Source organism: Streptosporangium sp. NPDC051023, from assembly GCF_040689595.1.
In the GTDB taxonomy this organism is placed as follows: Bacteria; Actinomycetota; Actinomycetes; order Streptosporangiales; family Streptosporangiaceae; genus Streptosporangium.
In genome coordinates this window covers 73,631-92,056 of record NZ_JBFBCE010000011.1, presented here as the reverse complement: position 1 = coordinate 92,056, position 18,426 = coordinate 73,631, and the positions used below count along the sequence as shown (strand labels likewise).

General features: G+C 68.7%; 12 protein-coding genes. 5 read left to right on the top strand and 7 right to left on the bottom strand.

Translation table 11 applies throughout. The features are described 5' to 3' along the window. Window positions 1–104: 104 nt before the first annotated feature. The 7 genes from AB0395_RS10025 to AB0395_RS09995 form a co-directional block, all read right to left on the bottom strand. Window positions 105–1,007 carry an aliphatic sulfonate ABC transporter substrate-binding protein gene (locus tag AB0395_RS10025; RefSeq protein WP_366278815.1) on the bottom strand — a complete coding sequence of 301 codons (903 nt, stop codon included), beginning with the start codon at window positions 1,005–1,007 and terminating at the stop codon, window positions 105–107. Continuing rightward, entirely contained in the window at window positions 1,004–2,170 is a 1,167-nt protein-coding gene (locus tag AB0395_RS10020) for an LLM class flavin-dependent oxidoreductase (RefSeq protein ID WP_366278813.1), read from the bottom strand. Before AB0395_RS10020 ends, AB0395_RS10025 begins: the two co-directional genes overlap by 4 nt. Beyond that, on the bottom strand, window positions 2,160–3,146 hold the full coding sequence (locus AB0395_RS10015) for an LLM class flavin-dependent oxidoreductase (RefSeq protein ID WP_366278811.1): 987 nt from the start codon (window positions 3,144–3,146) through the stop codon (window positions 2,160–2,162). Before AB0395_RS10015 ends, AB0395_RS10020 begins: the two co-directional genes overlap by 11 nt. Then, entirely contained in the window at window positions 3,146–4,225 is a 1,080-nt protein-coding gene (locus AB0395_RS10010) for an ABC transporter substrate-binding protein (protein ID WP_366278809.1), read from the bottom strand. Before AB0395_RS10010 ends, AB0395_RS10015 begins: the two co-directional genes overlap by 1 nt. Before the next feature lie 115 nt (window positions 4,226–4,340). Continuing rightward, the gene (locus tag AB0395_RS10005; protein WP_366278808.1) at window positions 4,341–5,057 is read right to left on the bottom strand and encodes an ABC transporter ATP-binding protein; all 717 of its coding nucleotides are present in this window, start codon (window positions 5,055–5,057) and stop codon (window positions 4,341–4,343) included. Then, a complete protein-coding gene (locus tag AB0395_RS10000; RefSeq protein ID WP_366278806.1) occupies window positions 5,054–5,863 on the bottom strand; it encodes an ABC transporter permease in 810 nt (269 codons plus the stop codon). The genes AB0395_RS10005 and AB0395_RS10000 overlap by 4 nt, the downstream gene beginning before the upstream one ends. 191 nt (window positions 5,864–6,054) lie before the next feature. Then, window positions 6,055–7,101, bottom strand: coding sequence for an NrtA/SsuA/CpmA family ABC transporter substrate-binding protein (locus AB0395_RS09995; RefSeq protein WP_366278804.1), 1,047 nt, complete (start codon window positions 7,099–7,101; stop codon window positions 6,055–6,057). A gap of 542 nt (window positions 7,102–7,643) precedes the next feature. On the opposite strand from AB0395_RS09995, the gene AB0395_RS09990 reads away from it, so the two are divergent. The 5 genes from AB0395_RS09990 (at window position 7,644) to AB0395_RS09970 (ending at window position 18,426) form a co-directional block, all read left to right on the top strand. Next, a complete protein-coding gene (locus AB0395_RS09990) occupies window positions 7,644–8,831 on the top strand; it encodes an ADP-ribosylglycohydrolase family protein (RefSeq protein WP_366278803.1) in 1,188 nt (395 codons plus the stop codon). Window positions 8,832–9,243: 412 nt separating this feature from the next. After that, on the top strand, window positions 9,244–9,513 hold the full coding sequence (locus AB0395_RS09985; RefSeq protein ID WP_366278801.1) for a hypothetical protein: 270 nt from the start codon (window positions 9,244–9,246) through the stop codon (window positions 9,511–9,513). Then, window positions 9,506–10,126 carry a DUF6879 family protein gene (locus tag AB0395_RS09980; RefSeq protein ID WP_366278799.1) on the top strand — a complete coding sequence of 207 codons (621 nt, stop codon included), beginning with the start codon at window positions 9,506–9,508 and terminating at the stop codon, window positions 10,124–10,126. The genes AB0395_RS09985 and AB0395_RS09980 overlap by 8 nt, the downstream gene beginning before the upstream one ends. Further along, window positions 10,126–10,965 carry a DUF6082 family protein gene (locus tag AB0395_RS09975; protein WP_366278797.1) on the top strand — a complete coding sequence of 280 codons (840 nt, stop codon included), beginning with the start codon at window positions 10,126–10,128 and terminating at the stop codon, window positions 10,963–10,965. The genes AB0395_RS09980 and AB0395_RS09975 overlap by 1 nt, the downstream gene beginning before the upstream one ends. Before the next feature lie 840 nt (window positions 10,966–11,805). Further along, a complete protein-coding gene (locus AB0395_RS09970) occupies window positions 11,806–18,426 on the top strand; it encodes an RHS repeat-associated core domain-containing protein (RefSeq protein WP_366278795.1) in 6,621 nt (2,206 codons plus the stop codon).

Sequence of the window (18,426 nt, the reverse complement as noted above, 5' to 3'; positions counted from 1 at the left end):
CGATGTGGTGCCTGGTAGGGCGGCCGGCTCCGCCGACCGGCCCTTTCGGAAGAGGTGCGACCTCTCCGAGGGGCCGGTGGCTCTCGATCACGCGATCCCGGTGATCACTTGATCAGCTTGGCGATCTCCGGGTCGACCGCGTCCGCGACGGTGATCTCACGGTCGATGAGACCGCTGGCGTGGAAGAGGTCCGCGGCGCGCTGCTGCTCGGCGACGAACTCGTCGGTCACGGGGTGCAGCCCGAAGGGGCGCTTGCGCAGGGCGTTCTCCCAGTGGTCGAGGTCGCCGCCGTCGTCGGCCGCGAACAGCGCGGCCGCCTCGCGGTAGTTCTCCTGGATCCAGGCGTCGGACTCCTGCAGGGCGGCGACGATCGCGGCGAGCTGCTCGGGGTGCTTGTCGGCGAAGTCGCGCCGGGTGAACCACAGCGAGCGGTGGCTGAACAGCCCGTCGGTCGCGACCAGCTCGCGGACGGGCGCCTGCGCCTCGACCCTGCTGAGCGAGGGGTAGGAGCCGACCCACGCGTCGACCTCGCCGTTGAGGAACAGCTCGCCCGCGTCGACTCCCGCATCGACGGGGACGATGTCCTTCCAGGTCAGACCGGCCTTGTCGAGCGCGAACAGCAGCAGCGTCGTCTGCCACGAACCGTGCCCGAGCGCGACCCGCCTGCCCTTCAGGTCCTCGAGGGAGACGATCGGCGAGTCCTCCTTCACGACCAGCCTGCCGTTCTCGTGGCGGGAGCCGGAAACCGCGACGTAGACGACGTCGTGCCCCTTGCCCTGGGCGGTGACCGGCGGTGTCGAGCCGGTGCCGATGAAGTCGTAGCCACCGTCGAAGAGGTGGTCGCCGTGGACCGAGGGCAGCCCGTCGGTCGGCGCGGGCGCCTCACCGGCCGGGAGGCTGCGCAGGTCGACCCACTCGACGTCGGGGATCGCGCGCTCCAGGATGCCCCGGTGACGCAGCACCCACAGGGAGTTGTTGTGCGGGAAGTAGCCGACTCGGACGCTCATGAAGATGTTCCTTCCAGTAGTGGTGACTCGGTCAGTGGTGACTCGATGCGGAGGTCGTGACCGCGCAGCAGCGGCAGGACGTTCTCGCCGACGCGGTAGGCCTCCTCCAGGTGTGGCACGCCCGCGAGGATGAACGCGCCGACACCGAGGTTGATCAGTTCGTCGAGCCGTTCCGCGACCTGCTCGTAGCTGCCGACCAGGCCGAACGCGGGCCCGCCGCGCAGCAGGTGGAAGCCGCCCCACACGTTGGGCGTGACCTCCAGATCACGGTGGCCGTTGATGGCGCCGGTGACGAACGACTGGCTGCGCTGCCAGCCGATGGAGTCTCCGGTGGCGCCGCGGAGCACGGTTGGGTCGATGTTGTCCCAGCCCCTGCGGATCTCCTCCCAGGCCTCCTCCTCGGTCTCGCGGGCCACGACGTCGATGCGGACCGCGAACTTGGGCGTGCGGTCGCTGTTCGCTCTGACCTGCTCGAACTTCTCGGTCAGGGCGTGGAACGGCTCCAGCCACGACAGGTAGTAGTCCGCGTGCCGCCCGGCCGCGTCGATGGCCGCCTTGGACGACCCGGAGAAGTAGATCTCCGGGAACGGCTGCCCGGTCAGCTCCTCGGGCAGCCCCGCGCCCTCGACCCGGTAGAAGCGGCCGTCGAAGTCGAACGGCCCGCCGTCCCAGACGCCCTTGAGCACGTCGAGGAACTCCGAGGTCCGCGCGTAGCGGTCGTCGTGGTCGACCCTGTCGCCCCACCAGAGCTGGTCGGGGCCGCCGCCTCCGGAGATGATGTTGTAGACGACCCGGCCGCCCGTGGCCCGCTGCAGGCCGGCCGACATGCGCGCGGCCTGCACCGGGTGGAGGAAGCCCGGCTGGAAGGCGATCATGAACCGGTAGGTCGTCGTCTCCCTCGCCAGGGTCGCCGCCGCCGCCCACGGGTCGTCGGTGTTGGGGAACGAGGGGAGCAGGCCGCCGACGAAACCGGAGATCTCGGAGGCTCTGGCGACGTCCCCCATGTGCTCGACGTAGCTGTAGTCGTCCCGTCGTCCGTCCCGCACGCCGGGGGCCAGGCTTCCCGGCACGACCGGGGCCCACTCCCCCCGGCTGACGATCCGCCTGCGGAGCGACGGCTGGTCGCCGTGCGTCCCGATGCGCCAGTAGATGTCAACGGACATGAGCGCCCTCCTTCGCCAGCAGCGGCAGCAACCGCTCACCGAGGCGGTAGGTCTCCTCGATGTACGGCGTCGCCTCCAGGAAGAAGGCGCCGACTCCCCGGTCGATGTAGTCCCTGATTCCGGCCGCGACGGTCTCGTACGACCCGACCAGCCCACCCTGAGCGCCGGACTCCCGCGACCTGAACCCGCCCCACAGCCGGGTCCGCGGGTCCGGGTCGGGGAAGGCGTCGGCGGTGCCGCCGTGGCGCAGCCACAGGCGGCGCGCCACCTCCCATGCCTCGTCGTCGTCATCCCTCGCCAGCACCGGGAGCCGCAGGCCGTACGTGACGCCCGGGAGGTCGACGGCCTCGATGTCGTCGGCGGGGTCGAAGATGTGCACGTCCGCGTGCCGCGCGGACAGTTCGAGCGCCTCCTTCGAGGTTCCGGAGAGGTGGACCCTGGGGAACGTCCTGCCCGCGAGCGGGGACAGGAAGCCACCGGCGAGCACCTGGTAGAAACGCCCGTCGTAGGTGTAGTCCTCCTGCGTCCAGACCCCCTTGGCGACGGTGAGGAACTCCTCGGCGCGCGCGTAGCGGTCCGCGCCCTCCAGGAAGTCACCCTGGGCCCTGGCGACCGCCGGGTCGAGGGCGACGGCGATCAGCCAGTCGAGGCGGTCGCCGGAGAAGCGCTGCAGCGAGGCCGAGATCTTGGCCGCGTAGACAGGCGTGGCGATGCCGGGGTGGAACCCGGCGACGACCCGCAGCCAGCGGCTCTGCCTGAGCAGGCTCGCCGCGGCGACCAGCGACTCCTCTCCTCGCGGATCGAAGGGGGCCAGCGCGCCGCCGAAGGCCGCGATCTCGGCGGCCCTGCCCGCCTGCAGCAGATGATCGAACGGCCCGAAGGCGCCGCGGGGGTCGGTGACGAAGCCCGGCAGATCAGGCCTGGCGCCGCGCCCGCCGTTCCCCCGGCTCGGCAGCGTGATCGTGAAGGTGGCCATCAGACCACCGCCGCCCTGCCCTGATCGGCGAGCCGGGCGGACAGTTCGCCGGGAACGTCGGCCCAGAGGCCGTTCTCGCGTCGCCCGGCGAGCAGGTCCCCTGCAGCGGCCAGCGGCTCGTGCGCGACCCAGGCGTCGAGGTCGACGTCGGCCGCGAGGAAGCCGTGGAGCAGCAGGAAGTCCTTCTGGACCCGCAGCAGTTCGAGCCGCTCCTGCGACAGGTCGGGGTGGAGGGTGCGGTGGAAGTCGCCCCGGTAGGCGGTGGTGACGCCGTCCGCCCCCGAGCGGGTCTCGGCGGCCAGGATGTCTCGTACGGCCTCCAGGTTGCCCGCCGCCCAGTCCGCGGCGCGCAGCGTCTGGGCCAGGAAGGCCGCCACCAGATCCGGGTGCTCGGCGAGCAGGTCCTCGTGCACGGTGATCGGCCGAGGGGTGCCGTTGTTGACGCGGGTGCGGCGGTCGGGGTGCGCGTCCAGGTCGACGGCGACCACGGCGCCGATCTCCCTGGCCTGGTCGGCGGAGCGCGCTCCCTTCACGTAGATCGCGTCGACCTCGCCCGCGGCCAGTTCCTCGATTCCCGGCCAGGACCAGGCCCGCTCGTCCGCGCCCCGCCCGACGTCGGACGTCGGCTGCTCGACCTCGACGAACGTCACGTCGTCGAAGCCGAGCCCGGCCTGGGCCAGCGCCCCCTTGATCCCGTGCAGGGCCATCGCCCTGGGGAAGCTCCTCGCCCGCGTCCCGGCCCACTTCGGCAGGGCGACGCGCGCGCCGCGCAGCCCGGCGGCGTCGGTGATCCCGGAATCAGGGCGGACCAGGACGGACTGCCACTCCTCAATCCAGGTCAGCCCGATCAGCCGGGTCCTCGCCCCCTCCGAGCGCGCGGCCAGTGCGGGAACGTTCCCGCCCTCCCGGAACAGCCCGAGGAGCCGGTGGTCGAAGTGGTGTTCCGACAGTTCGGGGCCCGCGTCCTGCAGGACGCCGACCTCGCCGAACTCCTCGTCGAGCCAGCCCAGGTTGTAGGCCAGCCCGCTGGCGGTGGGAACCGGGCAGCGGGTGAACCAGATCTTGTCGATCGTTGACACGTGACTCCTCTGTACCGCAGAAGTGCTTCTCGAGTGCTTTCAGGACTTCAGGACTTCAGGGCCTCGGGGCGGGACGGCCCTGGTCGTCGCCCCTCGGTTGCCCCTCAGTGGCCCCTCAGTGAGAGACGGCGGCGACGCCGAGGTGTGACAGGAACAGCCGCCGGTGGGCGATGAACGCGGGGTCGTTGCGGTCCCGCGGGTGGGGAAGGTCGATCGGCTGCTCGACGGCGAAGGACCCGTGCCGCAGGACCGCGACCCGGTCGGCCAGCCGTACCGCCTCGTCCACGTCGTGCGTGACGAGCACGACGGCCGGACGGTGCCGTGCGCACAGCTCGGCGACCAGCTCCTGCATCTGCAGCCGGGTCAGCGCGTCGAGCGCGGCGAACGGCTCGTCGAGCAGCAGCAGCTCGGGGTCGCGGACGAGCGCCCTGGCCAGGGCGACCCGCTGGGCCTCCCCGCCGGAGAGGGTCGCGGGCCACGCTCCGCCGTACGTCTCCAGGCCGACCTCGGCCAGCGCGGCGAGCCCGGCCGCGCGCGCCGACCTGGGCAGCCCGAGGGTGACGTTGGCGAGCACCCGGCGGGCCTGGACCAGGCGCGGTTCCTGGTAGACCGTCGTACGGCGACGCGGAGCGAGGACGGCTCCCGCGTCGGGGAGTTCGAGCCCGGCCAGGATCCGCAGCAGCGTGGTCTTGCCGGTGCCGCTCGGCCCGAGCAGGACGAAGAACTCCCCTCGCCTGATCTCCAGGTCGATCCCGTCCAGGACGGTCTTGGAGCCGAACGCCTTGCGCAGTCCCTCGATGCTGACGGCGGTCTCGGCCGAGGTGACGCTCACCGGGCCGCCACCTGCCCGCGCCACGGCATGGCCGTCCGCTCGACGCCCCTGATGACCAGGTCGATCAGCAGGCCGAGCACCGCGTAGATCACGATGCACAGGACCATGTAGTCGGTGCGGTAGTACTGCTGGGCGAGGGTGACGAGGTAGCCGATCCCCTCGGTCGCGCCGATCTGCTCGGCCGCGATCAGGCCGGTGAGCGAGACCGACAGGCAGATCCGCAGGGCCATCAGGATGTTCGGCAGGGCGGTCGGGATGATCACTCCGAAGGCGAGCCGGAAGCCGGTGAGCCCGAACCCCCTGGCCGCCTCGACGATCTTGCGGTCCACGCCGCGGACGCCGAGGTAGGTGTAGGCGTACATCGGGCTGGCCGCGGCGACCGCGATCAGGACCACCTTGAACGTCTCCTCGACGCCGAACCAGGAGATGAACAGCGGGACCAGGGCCAGGAAGGGCACGGCCCGCTTCATCTGCATGGTCGGGTCGACCAGTTCCTCGCCCAGGGCCGACAGTCCCGCGACCACCCCGAGGAGGAGGCCGATGCCGCCGCCGGTGAGGACGCCCAGCCCCGCACGCTGGGCCGAGGCGAGCAGGTAGTCGCCGAGCTGCCCGGTCGCGACCAGCTCGCCGAGCGCGCCGACCACGGCACCGGGCCCGGCGAGGATGTCCGGGGAGACGGCCCCACTGGCCGTGCCGTACCACCAGGCGGCCAGCAGGAGCAGCGGGACCAGGAAACGGACGGCGGTCGAGACGACGGGGCTGCGCCTGCGGGAGCCCAGGTAGCGGGGCGGTTCGAGGGCCGTCAAACTCCCCTCCCTCGGGAGGTCCTCTTTCCCTCCCGAGGCCGTGTCCCCGGAAACTTGCCCGCCCGAGGCCGCGTGTCCAGCGGCTTGGCCGCCCGAGACCGTGTCCCCGGGGCCCTCCCCGCTCTGGGCCACCTGGTCGTGGGTCTCTTCCCGAACAGACGCGGGGACGCCTCCGGGGACCTTTTCGAGGGTCATGCGGCCGGCTTGAGATCGAAGATCACGTCGCTCGGGTTCACGGTGCCGGGCAGCACGCCGTACTTCTGGAAGACCCCGGCCACGTCGGTCACGAAGGAGGCGTCGGCGGCGGTGGCGAAGCGCGGCACGTTGGCGTATGTGGACTTGGCGTTCTCCTCGGCCAGACGGGGCCCGGAGATGGCGGTCGGCCCCTGGGTGAGGAAGACGTTCTGGAACTTGTCGGGGTTCTGCTTGGCCTCGGCGGTGAGCTCCTGCAGGACCTTGAGGTAGACGCGGACCACCTCGGGATGCTGGGTGAGCAGCTCGGTGCGGGCGGCCTGCATGTTCAGGTCCCGGTCCTTGAGGTCACGTCCGTGGACGACGACCCGCGCCCCCTTGGCCACGGCCTCGGGGTAGGCACGCACGATCGCCCACCAGGCGTCGACCTTGCCGGTGGCGAAGGCGGAGGCGCCCTGGTCGGGGTTGAGGTAGACCCGCTTGACCTGGTCGGCCGGGATTCCGGCCTCCTGCAGGGCCAGCAGCAGCAGGTACTCACCGCGCCCGCCCTTGTTGACCGCGACCTGCTTGCCGACCAGGTCCTTGACCGTCTTGATCGGGCTGTCCGGCTTGACGACGAGCCCGTCGGTCTGCGGCGCGGCCGGGTCGTTCACCGGGTCGGTGAACGAGAAGATCTTGATGTCCTTGCTGCTGACGAGGTAGCCGAGGACCGGCGAGATCGCCCCTTCCAGGACGTTGATCGATCCGGAGCGGACGGCGTCGACGGTGGCCGTGAAGGAGGCGTACGACCCGCCCCACTCGACCTTGGCCCCCACCTCGGCCAGCCTCTTCTCCAGGATCCCCTCCTTCTTCGCCACCGCCAGCGGCCCCGAGTTCCCCGGATCCTTGATCTTGAGTACGGCTCCGCCGTCCTTGCCCCCCGAGCCCCCGGCTGCCGCCGCCGCGGTCTTGTCGGTGCCGCTGCCTCCGCAGGCGGCGGTGAGAGCGGTGAGCGAAAGTGCCGCGACTACGAGCGCGGCACGCGTCCGTCGACGAGATGTCCACATGATGGCTGGCCCCTTTGGAAGATCGAGAGGTGAGGAAACGCGCACGCCCGACGTGTCGGGGGCGTGCGGAGGCGACGTCGTGCGGAACGGCGGCGCCGGGCAGGGCGCGCGGAACGACGGCGCGTGAGGAGAGGAGGGGGAGACGAAAGGCTCAACGTGGAGGACGGAGCGCGCTCACGGACAGAGGCTGCTGTCCAGGCGCATGAGATCGACGACCCGCCGAAGGGTCAGGGGGACTCGCGACACATTTCCTATATTTCAGGTAGGTTTAATCCTCGTCAAGTCCTATCCCACATCATGGCATCCAAAACACGTGCGCCACAGATCGAACAAGGAGCGTACGAGCCATCCCCTCGCCCATTGACCACATCATGGGAAGGCTGGGAGGAGTTGTCCGATCGACTCCGTGAACGGAGTTTTGACCGTAGAGTTCCTCGCGGACGTGGTGTCGATCTCAAACCGTGACCGCTTCCGACCGACTCGGCCCCCGGGCCGCCACGGACGCCTCCCCTTCTCACGGCGGAGGCAGAAGGATTGTGATCGTGCGTCGTTCCATCGATGACCTGCCCGGATACCGGAGTCGCGTGCGGGGCTGCTTGCTGGGCGGTGGGCTCGGCGACGCGCTGGGAGCACCCGTCGAGTTCGAGTCGATCGGCAGGATCCGCAGGCAGTACGGCTCCGCGGGAGTGACCGGGTTCGTCCCCGACTGGCGCGGCAAGATCGGCCTGATCACCGATGACACGCAGATGACGCTGTTCACCGTGGAAGGGCTGATCCGGGGAGCCGCCGAGGAGGGAACGCCCTCGGGGACCTCGGGAGCGGCGGTGGCCCCGGGAGCTTCGGGACAGACAGCCGCCTCGGGGACTTCGGGAGGGACAGCCGTCCCGGGGGCCGAGGCCGCCGCCGTACGGGACGCCTACCTGCGCTGGCTGGACACCCAGCGGCGCCCCTCCCCGCCGCCCGCCGACGGCGCGGTCCGCACCGGCTGGCTGCGTGAGCAGGGATGGCTCTACTCCCAGCGAGCCCCAGGCAACGCGTGCCTTTCGGGGCTGCGCCACGAACAGGCCACCGCCGCGCCGTTCGGTGAGCCGGGACCGGTCAACCCCGGCTCGAAAGGCTGCGGGACGGTCATGCGCTCGGCCCCCTTCGGGTTCGACGCGCGGGATGCCCGGCACGCGTTCGACCTGGCGGCCGAGTGCGCCCAGATCACCCATGGCCACCCCACCGGATACCTCGCCGCGGGTGCCTTCGCCGCCCTCGTCCACTTCGTGATGGAGGGGCGGTCGCTGACGCGGGCCGTACGGGAGAGCATGGATCTGCTGGCGACCTACCCGTCCCACGAGGAGACCAGCCTGGCCCTGCGCGCCGCCATCTCCCTCGCGGCACAGGGCGCCCCGAGCCCGGAGAAGGTGGAGTCGCTCGGCGGGGCCTGGATCGCGGAGGAGGCCCTGGCGATCTCCGTCTACTGCGCACTGGCGCATCCGGAGCCCGGTGACCTGCGCGACGCGCTGCTGCTGGCGGTCAACCATTCCGGCGACAGCGACTCCACCGGCGCCGTCTGCGGAAACCTCCTGGGAGCCCTGCACGGGGAGGCGGCCCTTCCCGCCGACTGGCTCGCCCACCTTGAGGGCCGCGAGACCATCGTCGAACTTGCCGACGACTTCACGACCCAGGCGACCGAGGGACATCCGACGACCGAGGCCTGGCTGAGGAGGTATCCCCGCGGCTGACCGAGGCCGGGACACCGTTCTCCCCGCCCCTCTCAGCGCCCCCGAACCATCGGATCTTCCCGCCCCGAATCATCGGGTCCCGGATGGCATCCCCCCGTTTCCCCGGACAGGGACTTTTCCGCTTCCTCCCTGCCTTCCCGGGCGAGGACTTTCCGGCGCGCCGACTTCCCGGGGTATGGGCAGAAGGAAATCCAGGGGTTTTTCTCCGCGGAGCCGTACCACCAACCCCACCATCACGGAACAGGATTGTTCACCCGAAAACGGATTTCCGCCTCCCGGGCGTCGCATTTTACCGGCCCGACGGGATTTCCGTCGGGGCGTTAGGAAAAGCCATCGGCGGGGGCCATTGCACGGCCGGATGGATCATGTGAAACTCGGGGGACGTTGGGGAGATCGACGAAACGAGGGCATCATGGCTCGTCCTTGGGAGGCCGATCCGCGCGCCGAGCTACACAGGCGCCTCGGCAAATCGCCACTGGAGCTCGGCAACACGACCGCGAGTCCGGACTGCCCGGACATCTGGGAGCTCTCCAACGGGGACATCGCGGTGATCGGCCGCGATCTCACCGAGACGTACCAGGGGCGCCTCCCCGAAGGGGTGAGCCTCTCGCGCGACGAGCGTCTCGTGGTGATTCCCAGAAACCAGCTCATCTCCGCCAAACAGGATATACCAGATGATTGATGATATAAGTACATATAAAGCGGAGACTCTTAGCCCGGAAGGGTATATTTCGGATTTCTGGCCATATTTCCAGGAGATCGAAGGCGTCTTCTGGAAGCTCGAATGCCGCCAGTCGTTCCGGGAACCGCGCAACCCCAGCTGGCAGGCCCTGGACCGGGGAGACTGGGACGAGGCGCTGCGGATCATCGACGAGACTCGCGACGAGATCCGGGCCCCCGTCCTGGAGGCCCCGGGGTTCCCGATGCGCCGGGTCCGCGTCGTGCAACGGCCCTACACGCCCTACCTGCGGTGGGAGCTGCACTTCATCCGGCTGAGGGCGGAGGCGGGAGAGCAGATCCGCGTCCTGGACGCCGGTGACCTGGGCGCGGGACGCGACCATCACTCCCTGCCCGAGCTGGTCATCCTGGGCTCGTCGGTCATGTACGAGGTTCTCTACGACGGCGGCGGGACCCTCAGCGGCGCCCGCAAGATCGTCGACTCCGGGCTGATCGAGTCCTGCAGGCACGACGTCGAGGACCTCTTCACCCGGGGCGAGGATCTTCTGCCCTTCCTCGACAGGGAGCAGGCAGCGCTTCCTCCCCCGTTACAGACCGCGGGCCGAGAGCTCGGGTAGTGCGCGGCAGGCCCCTGCTCAGCCGACTCGCCGGCGGCGGGCGCCGCTTCCTCGTCCTCGCGTTGCTCTTCCTCCTGGTTCTGGCGGTACCCGGTTTCGTGGTGATCTCTCCTCTTTTCCTCACCCTGCTCAACGACCAGAACGCCGACTGGAGCAGGCTGAGCGACATCGGCCAGACCTACGGGGCCGCGTCCGCCGTGCTCGCCGTGTTCGCCCTCATGGGCGTGACGGCCTCGCTGATCCTCCAGGCGCGGGAGACGAAGGCGGGCCGCGAGCAGACGCTGCGCGCCCTGCACACCGACCTCATGCGAATGGCCATGGACGACCCGATCTACCGGGCCTGCTGGGGCACGTTCTTCACCTCGGAGAACCCGGACGAGCAGCGCGCCCACATGTACGTCAACATGATCGTCAACCACTGGCTGATGATGTGGGAGCTGCGCGCCATCACCGAGGCGCACCTGCGGGCGATCTCCGTGGTCGTCCTGGGCGGCCCTGTCGGCTGGCGGTTCTGGACCGACGCCCGCGAACGGCGTCTGCTGAGCGCGAGCACCCGCAGGGAACGCCGTTTCAACCGCATCCTCGACGAGGTCTACCGCACGGTCCCCTCCCCGCCCCTGGACTCCCCTCCTCCGTCCCCGGCACGCTCTCTGCCTAAGCTGCCTCTCAAACTGCCTCTGCCCAAGCTGCGCGCCCCTCTCGTCACACGCCGAACGGCACGTCTCTCTACACGCCGCACGGAACGGGGGCTGCTGGTCCTGGCGCTGCTGGTCGCGGTCGCGTCCGCGATACGGGGTCTCAGGGGCGGCGGACACCGAGACCGGGAAACCCCCTCCTGACAAACCCGGCCTCGGCGCCCCTTTGCCCGCCGACAGCAACAGCAACAGCAACAGCAACAGCAACAGCAACAGCAACCATCGGACAGCACGGGTCGTGGTGAGCCATCCCGCCCAGTAGTGAGTTTTCGGATGAACCAGCCCATCCCACCTCACGCCGTCCCGCCGTACTGGATCTTCATAATCGGTGAACCCGCCTGCTATCTCCTTCGTCCTTTGACAGATCCGCCGTATGCCGAAATGATCTCGCCTCCCGGCGGCCTGAATCGGTCGCCTGCCATGCCTTATCTGCTGAGAACTCATGGACTTCCAGATTTCGGTCCGCCGCCGTTGACAGCACGGACGCCCCGACCCGCTTGAAGGCACGATCGATACCCCTGCGCGAGATTCGCATCATCCTGGACCAGCCATCACGCGGCCGGAGTGGGGCAGCAACTCGCAGCTCGCCCTCCGGGTCTTCAGAAATTTTTGCCTTCCCAATCGCGTCGGCAACCGGGATTGTATACCCGATGTGACGCATATCACATTGGGCGATTTACAAGCAATCATTCGGTTGACTCGTGTTCATGACTGCAATCTTGATCAGGCTTAACAAGATGTGGAGTACGCCGCTTCGAAGCAGTTCATTGCGCTACGTAACCAGCGAAACACCTTCTTACCTGTTGACCGTTCTTATCGCCTCAACCAGCATCCACGGTGATCACCATTTTATTTGCTCCTTATCTGCTCTCTGACGCATAACGCTCTCTGTGTGAGGTCTGCGTCAGCGTGCTTACGGAAGGGATCGGGATGCGGATTCGGCGTGCGCGAATATGGCTGACGGCACCGGCGATCGGAGTTGCGATGGCGCTCCTGGTCTCCGGGGTCGGAGTTCCCGACGGCCTGGTGCGACAAGCGGCGGCAGCCGCGCCGAAAGCGGACCCGGAACCTTCGGTGAACGGCCGTGCCGTACCCAGACCCAAGGTCGGTAAGGGTGCGGAGGAGACCACGCCGGTGGCGAGGCCGAAGCCGCCGGTGTGGCCCAAGCCGGGCAGCGCCGAGGTCGAGGTGAAGTCCGCTCTGGCCGGGGCCGATGGGCTGCCGGTTCGGGTGGGAACCAGCGGCTCCGGCGACGGTGTCGGCAAGGTCAAGGTGGAGACGCTGGCACCCGACGCAGTGCGCCAACTGGGCGGTGTGGGGGTGGCGGCCCGGATCGAGCGGGTCGACGGGAGCGATGCGTCGGGCAGGGTGCGGGCGGAGTTCTCCTACGCGGGGTTCCGGGATGGCTTCGGCGGTAACTTCGCCTCCCGTCTGCAGGTGGTACGGCTGCCCGCCTGCGCCCTACAGGTGCCGCGCCCGCGTACCTGCGTGGTGCGTCCGCAGGTGGTGCGAGCGAGAAACGATCTCAAGGCGGGTGTGCTGGTCGCCGAGGTGGAGGTCGGCAAGGCCGCCCCCGCGAAGGCGCCCGCGACGCCGAAGGGCGACAAGAAGGTTGTCGCGAGGGCGACAGCCGAGGCCGCCGCGGCCCGGCGGCTGGCCGAGGGGTCGGTGTACCTGCTGATGGGCGGACTGACCGGCCCGGACGGCAACTTCGGCGCGACCGATCTGAAGCCGTCGGGCACCTGGCAGGCGGGCACCTCGGGCGGCGGCTTCAGCTATGACTACCCGCTGCCCGAGGCGCCGTCGCCGATCGGCAACGGGCCCGACCTGTCGCTGCAGTACGACGCCTCCGCCCTGGACGGCCAGGGCGACTGGACCAACAACCAGTCCAGCGTGGTCGGCGCGGGCTGGGAGCTGAACACCGGCTTCATCGAACGGAAGTACCGCCGCTGCGTCGTGGACAACTTCTACGACGAAGAGGCGAACCTGGTCTGGACGGCCGAGGAGATCGGCAGCTACGGCAGGGCGTTGTGCTGGGAGTCGCCGGATGACAACGACGGTGACTCCTCGACCAACGATAGGACGCAGTCGGAGCTGGTGCTGAACGTCGGTGGCCGGTCGGCGCAGATCGTCAAGGACCGGGTCTCCGGGCTGTGGAAGACGGTTCCGGACTTCGGGTGGAAGATCGAGCAGCTTTCCGGTGGCGCGGACGGTCAGGAGTACTGGAAGGTCACCTCGTCCGAGGGGCAGGTCTCCCGGTTCGGCTACCGCAAAGACGCCCAGTGGCAGGTGCCGTATGTCGGCAACGACTCCGGTGAGCCGTGTTACGACCGCTACTACAACGACGCGGTGCCGCCGACCTGCACGGGGGTGTGGCGGTGGAACCTGGACCAGTCGGTCGATGCCAACGAGAACGTGATCGACTACACCTACAACCGGGAGACCAACTACTTCTGCCTGCCCAGCTGCGCCCATGAGCTGTACCGGGTGCTGCCCTACGACCGGGGCGGTTCCCTCGCCAAGGTGGAGTGGGGGCACAACAGCCAGGTGGCCGGGAGCGTGCCGACCGCCCGGACCGTGTTCACCACCGCCGACCGGGGCAGCCCCGACGTGCCGACCGACTTGAGGTGCGACGCCCCTGCCGGGTGCGCCAACGGCGCGATCGCCTTCTATTCCACCCGGAAGCTGGCCTCGGTGCTGGCCGAGTCGCTGAACCCGGCCGGAAGTGGCTGGGATTCGGCGAGCAGGCTGGACCTGACTCAGACGTGGGTGTACACGCGCACCGACTTCGGCGCGCCGTACGACCCGGTGCTGTGGCTGGACACCGTCCAGCAGACCGGCCTGGCGGGCGGGTCGACCACGCTGCCGGCGACGGACTTCGACGCGGTGTCGGTGGCCGGGAAGATGTCGTATGACGACATGTCGGACTGGACGCAGCAGCTGTCGTGGCGGATGGTGCCCCGGATCGGGGCGATCGCCAACGGGATGGGCGGCCGGATCGAGGTGGCCTACGGCCAGGCGGACCCGTGTTCGGGCGGCAAGGGCCGGGACGGCACCAACTACTTCAACGACCATGTCGGCGACTGCTACAAGATCGACAAGAGCATCGACGGCAATGAGTTCTGGACGGTCTACTACAAGCAGCTGGTGACCAAGGTCACCGAGAAGGACACCGTCGCGGCCTCCCCGGACGTGGTCAACGGCTATGAGTATCTGGGCGCGCCGGGCTGGGCCTCGCCGGTGGAGTACGCCCAGCCGGGGCTGGCGCCGCCGTCGACCGACTGGCGCGGATATGCCACCGTGCGCACCACGCGGGGAAGCGGCACGGACCCGGCCGACTTCACCGTCACCTCCGACACCTTCCTGCGCGGTCTGGGCACCATCGTCACCGACTTCGAGGGTGGTACGGTCACCGACGCCAAGGCGCTGCAGGGGCAGTTGCTGCAGGAGCAGACCTGGAAGGTGACGGCTCTGAGCCCGCGTGCCTTCTCCGAGGTCGAGTCGACGAGGTATGAGTACACGGTCCAGTCGACCGGCAACGGCCCAGGCATGCAGGACCCGGCTTTCGTGCTGCGCACCAAGGAACGCGGCCGGGAGCTGGTGACCGGCGGCACCTGGCGATGGAGTGAGTCGCGCACCGCCTACAACGCCGACGGCCTGCCCACCAAGATCAACGACTACGGCGACACCGCCGTCGCAGGCGACAACACCTGCACCACGACGACCTACGCCCGCAACGTGACCTCCGGGCAGTGGTTCACCAACCTGCCCTCGACCGTTGAACAGCGCTCCGGCGACGACTGCGTAGCGGGAACACTGATCGGTAAGACGGTCACGCTGTATGACGGCGGCACCGACCCGGCGACCAACGCCCCCAGCGACGGCAACACCACCGAGACCCGCACCTACACCGGCGCCTCCAGCCTCTCCACGACGAAGGCGACCTTCGACGACTACGGCCGCCCGCTGACCTCCACCGACGCCCTGAACAAGACGACCACGACCGTCTACAGCCCTGCGGTCGGCTGGCCGCACACCGGCGTCACCGTCACCAACCCGCTCGGCCACACGACGACCGTCAAGTCCTCGCACCTGAGCGGACTGCCGGCCTCCGTAGTCGATGCCAACAACAAACGGCTGGAGATCGACTACGACGCGCTGGGCCGTACCACCACGCTGTGGGGGCCCGGTGAGCCGCGCAGCGGCGGAACTCCGACCGCGACCGTCGCCTACGACGTCTCGGCCACCGCACCGGCCAGGACGACGATGCGCAAGCTGCTGTCCGGCACCGGGGCGGGCGCGAAGTACATCACCAGCTACTCCTACGACGACGGTCTCGGTCGGACTAGAGAGGTCCAGGCAACCTCGCCGGCAGGCGGGCGAATCGTCATCGCCACCGTCTACGACGCCCGCGGCCTGCCCAGGGCCGTCACCCAGCCGACCTACAACACCGGGACCCCGGGTAGCGGTCTGCTCAACCCCGCGCTCACCAGCGTGCCGCAGTGGACCGAGACGCTCTACGACACCCTGCAGCGGCCGACCGCGGTGATCGAGCGCAGCCTGACCTCCGAGCTGCGCCGCACCACCACCGCCTACCCGGGCGCGGACCGGATCGAGGTCACTCCGCCGGTCGGTGGCAAGACCGCCACGCTGTCGGATGCGGCCGGGCGGACCGTGAAAACCGAGGAGTGGAAGGACGCCACCGCCCACCACGACACCACCTACGGCTACAACGTGTCCGGCCAGCTGAACAGGGTCACCGACGCCAACGGCAACGTCCGCACCTTCACCTACGACTGGCTGGGACGGCGCACCGCCGCCACCGACCCGGACGCGGGCAATTCCACCACCGGCTACGACGCCGCAGGTCGGCCGGTGTGGGACGTCGACGGCAACGGCACGAAGATCTCCTACAGCTACGACGACCTCGGCCGTCGCACGGCCCAGTGGGTCGGTGAGGCCGGGACCGGCACCAAGGCCGCCGACTGGGTCTACGACACCCTGGCCAAGGGATACCTGACCTCGGCCACCCGGTACGTCGGCACGGCCGCCTACACCGACACCGTCACCGCCTATGACGACGACTACCGGCCGATCGGCACCAAGCTCACCATCCCGGCCTCCGAAGGTGCCCTGGCCGGTGACTACGCCTTCAGCGCCGCCTACGACCGCGCCGGCAACCAGATCGGGCAGGGTATGCCCGCCGCCGGTGGTCTGTCGGCCGAGACGCTCACCCTGTCCTACACCGACCTCGGCCTGCCCAAGGCGCTGACGTCGAACTACGGCGGCTCTGCCACTTACGTCAAGGACACCTTCTACTCGGAGACGGCTCGGCTGACTGAGCGGCACTACGGCGCGAACGCCCAGGTGAAGCGGACCCTCACCTGGGATGCCGCCACCGGCTGGCTGTCCAGGCTGACCACCACCGCCAAGGCGGACACCACCGCGCCGGTCACCGCCCAGGACGACCAGCTCACCTACAACGCCGCCGGGCAGATCACCCGGATCCTGGACGCGGCCTCGGCCGTTCCCGGCAGCACACCTGGTCAGTCCGAGTGCTTCACCTACGACGGCCTGTCCCGGCTGAGCGCGGCGTTCACCACGACCGGCTCTTCCTGCGCGGCCGGTCCCAGCGTCGGGGGTGTCGACCCCTACAGCCAGGGCTACGCCTACGACGCGGTCGGCAACCTCACTGGCCTGACCGACGGCTCCTCCGCCGCCACCTACACCTACCCCACTCCGGGAGCCTCGGCGGTGCGGCCCAACGCGGTCACCTCCATCACCCGCACCGGCGGCACCGACACCTACGGCTACGACAACGCCGGCCAGCTGACCGCCCGCACCGTCGGCGGCAAGCAGGGCACCTTCACCTGGAACCCGCTCGGCCAGCTGGACAAGGCCGTCATCGACGGCGCCGAGACCTCCATGGTCTACGACGCCGACGGCGAACGGCTGATCCGCCGCGACCCCGACGGCAGCCGCACCCTGTATCTCGGCGCGATGGAACTGAAGCTGTCCGCCGGAACGGTCAAGGGCACGCGCTACTACACCGGCCCGGACGGCTCAACCATCGCGATGCGCGACGCCACGGGCGTGAAGTGGCTGGCCTCCGGCCTGCACGGCTCCACCCAGCTCGCCGTCGACAACGCCACCGGCCAGGTGGCCCGCGAACGCTACCTGCCTTACGGCAAGCGCCGCGGCACCGACGACCTGCCCTTCACCGACCACGGCTTCCTCGGCAAGGTCGAGGACGACTCCACCGGCCTGAACTACCTGTCGGCCCGCTACTACGACCCGTCGATTGCCCGGTTCGTCTCCACCGACCCGCTGCTCGACCTCGGCAAACCCCAGTGGATCAACCCCTACAGCTACGCGGGCAACAATCCCATAGGCCTGTCCGACCCGACGGGACTGCACCCCGCGCCCCTGCCACAGGGAAGCGCCGATCCCTGCGCCAAGCCCAGCAGCCGGGCCTGCAAACTCCAGCGCAAGCAGCAGGCCGAGGCCAACGCCAACGCCGTCAAGGCCCAGGTCGACCAGCAGCTCAAGCTGATGCTCGACGCGCTCATGGCTCTGGCCGATATCGCCGCCGAAGTACTCGGCATCAAAGCGGGCATCCAGTGCTTCAAAACCGGAGATCTCGGCGCGTGCGGGGAGACGGCGCTCAACGTCCTGGGCTCACTCGCCGGGGGCATCGCCGGAAAGATTGCCGCCAAATATGCCGTGCCCTGGAAGTGGAAGAAGGCCTACGAGATCGGGAAGAAAGTCTGGAAGTACGCAGACGACGCGATCAATGCCTTCAAGAACTGGGTAAAGGCCAAGGACAAGCTGAAGGTCGCCGAAAAGGCCCGGGAAGCAGCACAGCAGGCCTACGCGGCATGTAAGAGACCAAGCAGCTTCGTCCCCGGCACCAAGGTGCTGATGGCCAACGGGACCGAGAAACCCATCGAACAAGTGAAGGTCGGCGACAAGGTCGTCGCCACCGACCCTGAGACGGGTGTCACGGCAGCGCAACCCGTCATCGCGCTCATTACCAGTCAGGGCAGTAAGAACCTCGTCCAGATCACCGTCGACACCGATGGCGATAAGGGTGACGCCATCGGCGTCGTGATCGCGACCGATCAGCACCCCTTCTGGGTCAGTGGTCAGCGGGCTTGGGTTCAGGCCACCAAACTCCAGCCTGGTTCGTGGCTTCGGACCAGTACCGGAGCGGTCGTAGAGGTCATTGCCATCGCTAGGCGGATGGTTCGATACCAAAAGGTCCACAACCTCACGGTCGCCGAGACACACACCTATCATGTGAAGGCAGGAGTCGCCGACCTCCTGGTTCATAACGCTGGAGATGATCCCAAGTCCGGCATTATCTTCCGATCTGGAAAATATGTCTTCCAGGTATACGCCAACGACCATGGACCTGCACACGGACACCTGAAAGGCAAGGGTTTCGATATTCAGATAGGCCAGAACGGCAAGCCGTTGAAGAGTAACATCACCTTGACGGCCGAACAGCAAAAAATTCTAGACGAACACAAGAGCCTGGTCCGATCTAGCATTAAGAAGAAGATGAAAGAATATCGAGCCAACAATCCGATCGACGACTGTTGA

What these genes read in the sequence shown, in the direction of transcription:
- AB0395_RS09980 (WP_366278799.1), top strand. Translation starts at nt 9,506, where the DNA reads ATGATTGATGATATAAGTACATATAAAGCGGAGACTCTTAGCCCGGAA.
- AB0395_RS10025 (WP_366278815.1), bottom strand. Translation starts at nt 1,007, where the DNA reads ATGAGCGTCCGAGTCGGCTACTTCCCGCACAACAACTCCCTGTGGGTG.
- AB0395_RS10020 (WP_366278813.1), bottom strand. Translation starts at nt 2,170, where the DNA reads ATGTCCGTTGACATCTACTGGCGCATCGGGACGCACGGCGACCAGCCG.
- AB0395_RS10015 (WP_366278811.1), bottom strand. Translation starts at nt 3,146, where the DNA reads ATGGCCACCTTCACGATCACGCTGCCGAGCCGGGGGAACGGCGGGCGC.
- AB0395_RS09970 (WP_366278795.1), top strand. Translation starts at nt 11,806, where the DNA reads ATGGCGCTCCTGGTCTCCGGGGTCGGAGTTCCCGACGGCCTGGTGCGA.
- AB0395_RS09985 (WP_366278801.1), top strand. Translation starts at nt 9,244, where the DNA reads ATGGCTCGTCCTTGGGAGGCCGATCCGCGCGCCGAGCTACACAGGCGC.
- AB0395_RS09995 (WP_366278804.1), bottom strand. Translation starts at nt 7,101, where the DNA reads ATGTGGACATCTCGTCGACGGACGCGTGCCGCGCTCGTAGTCGCGGCA.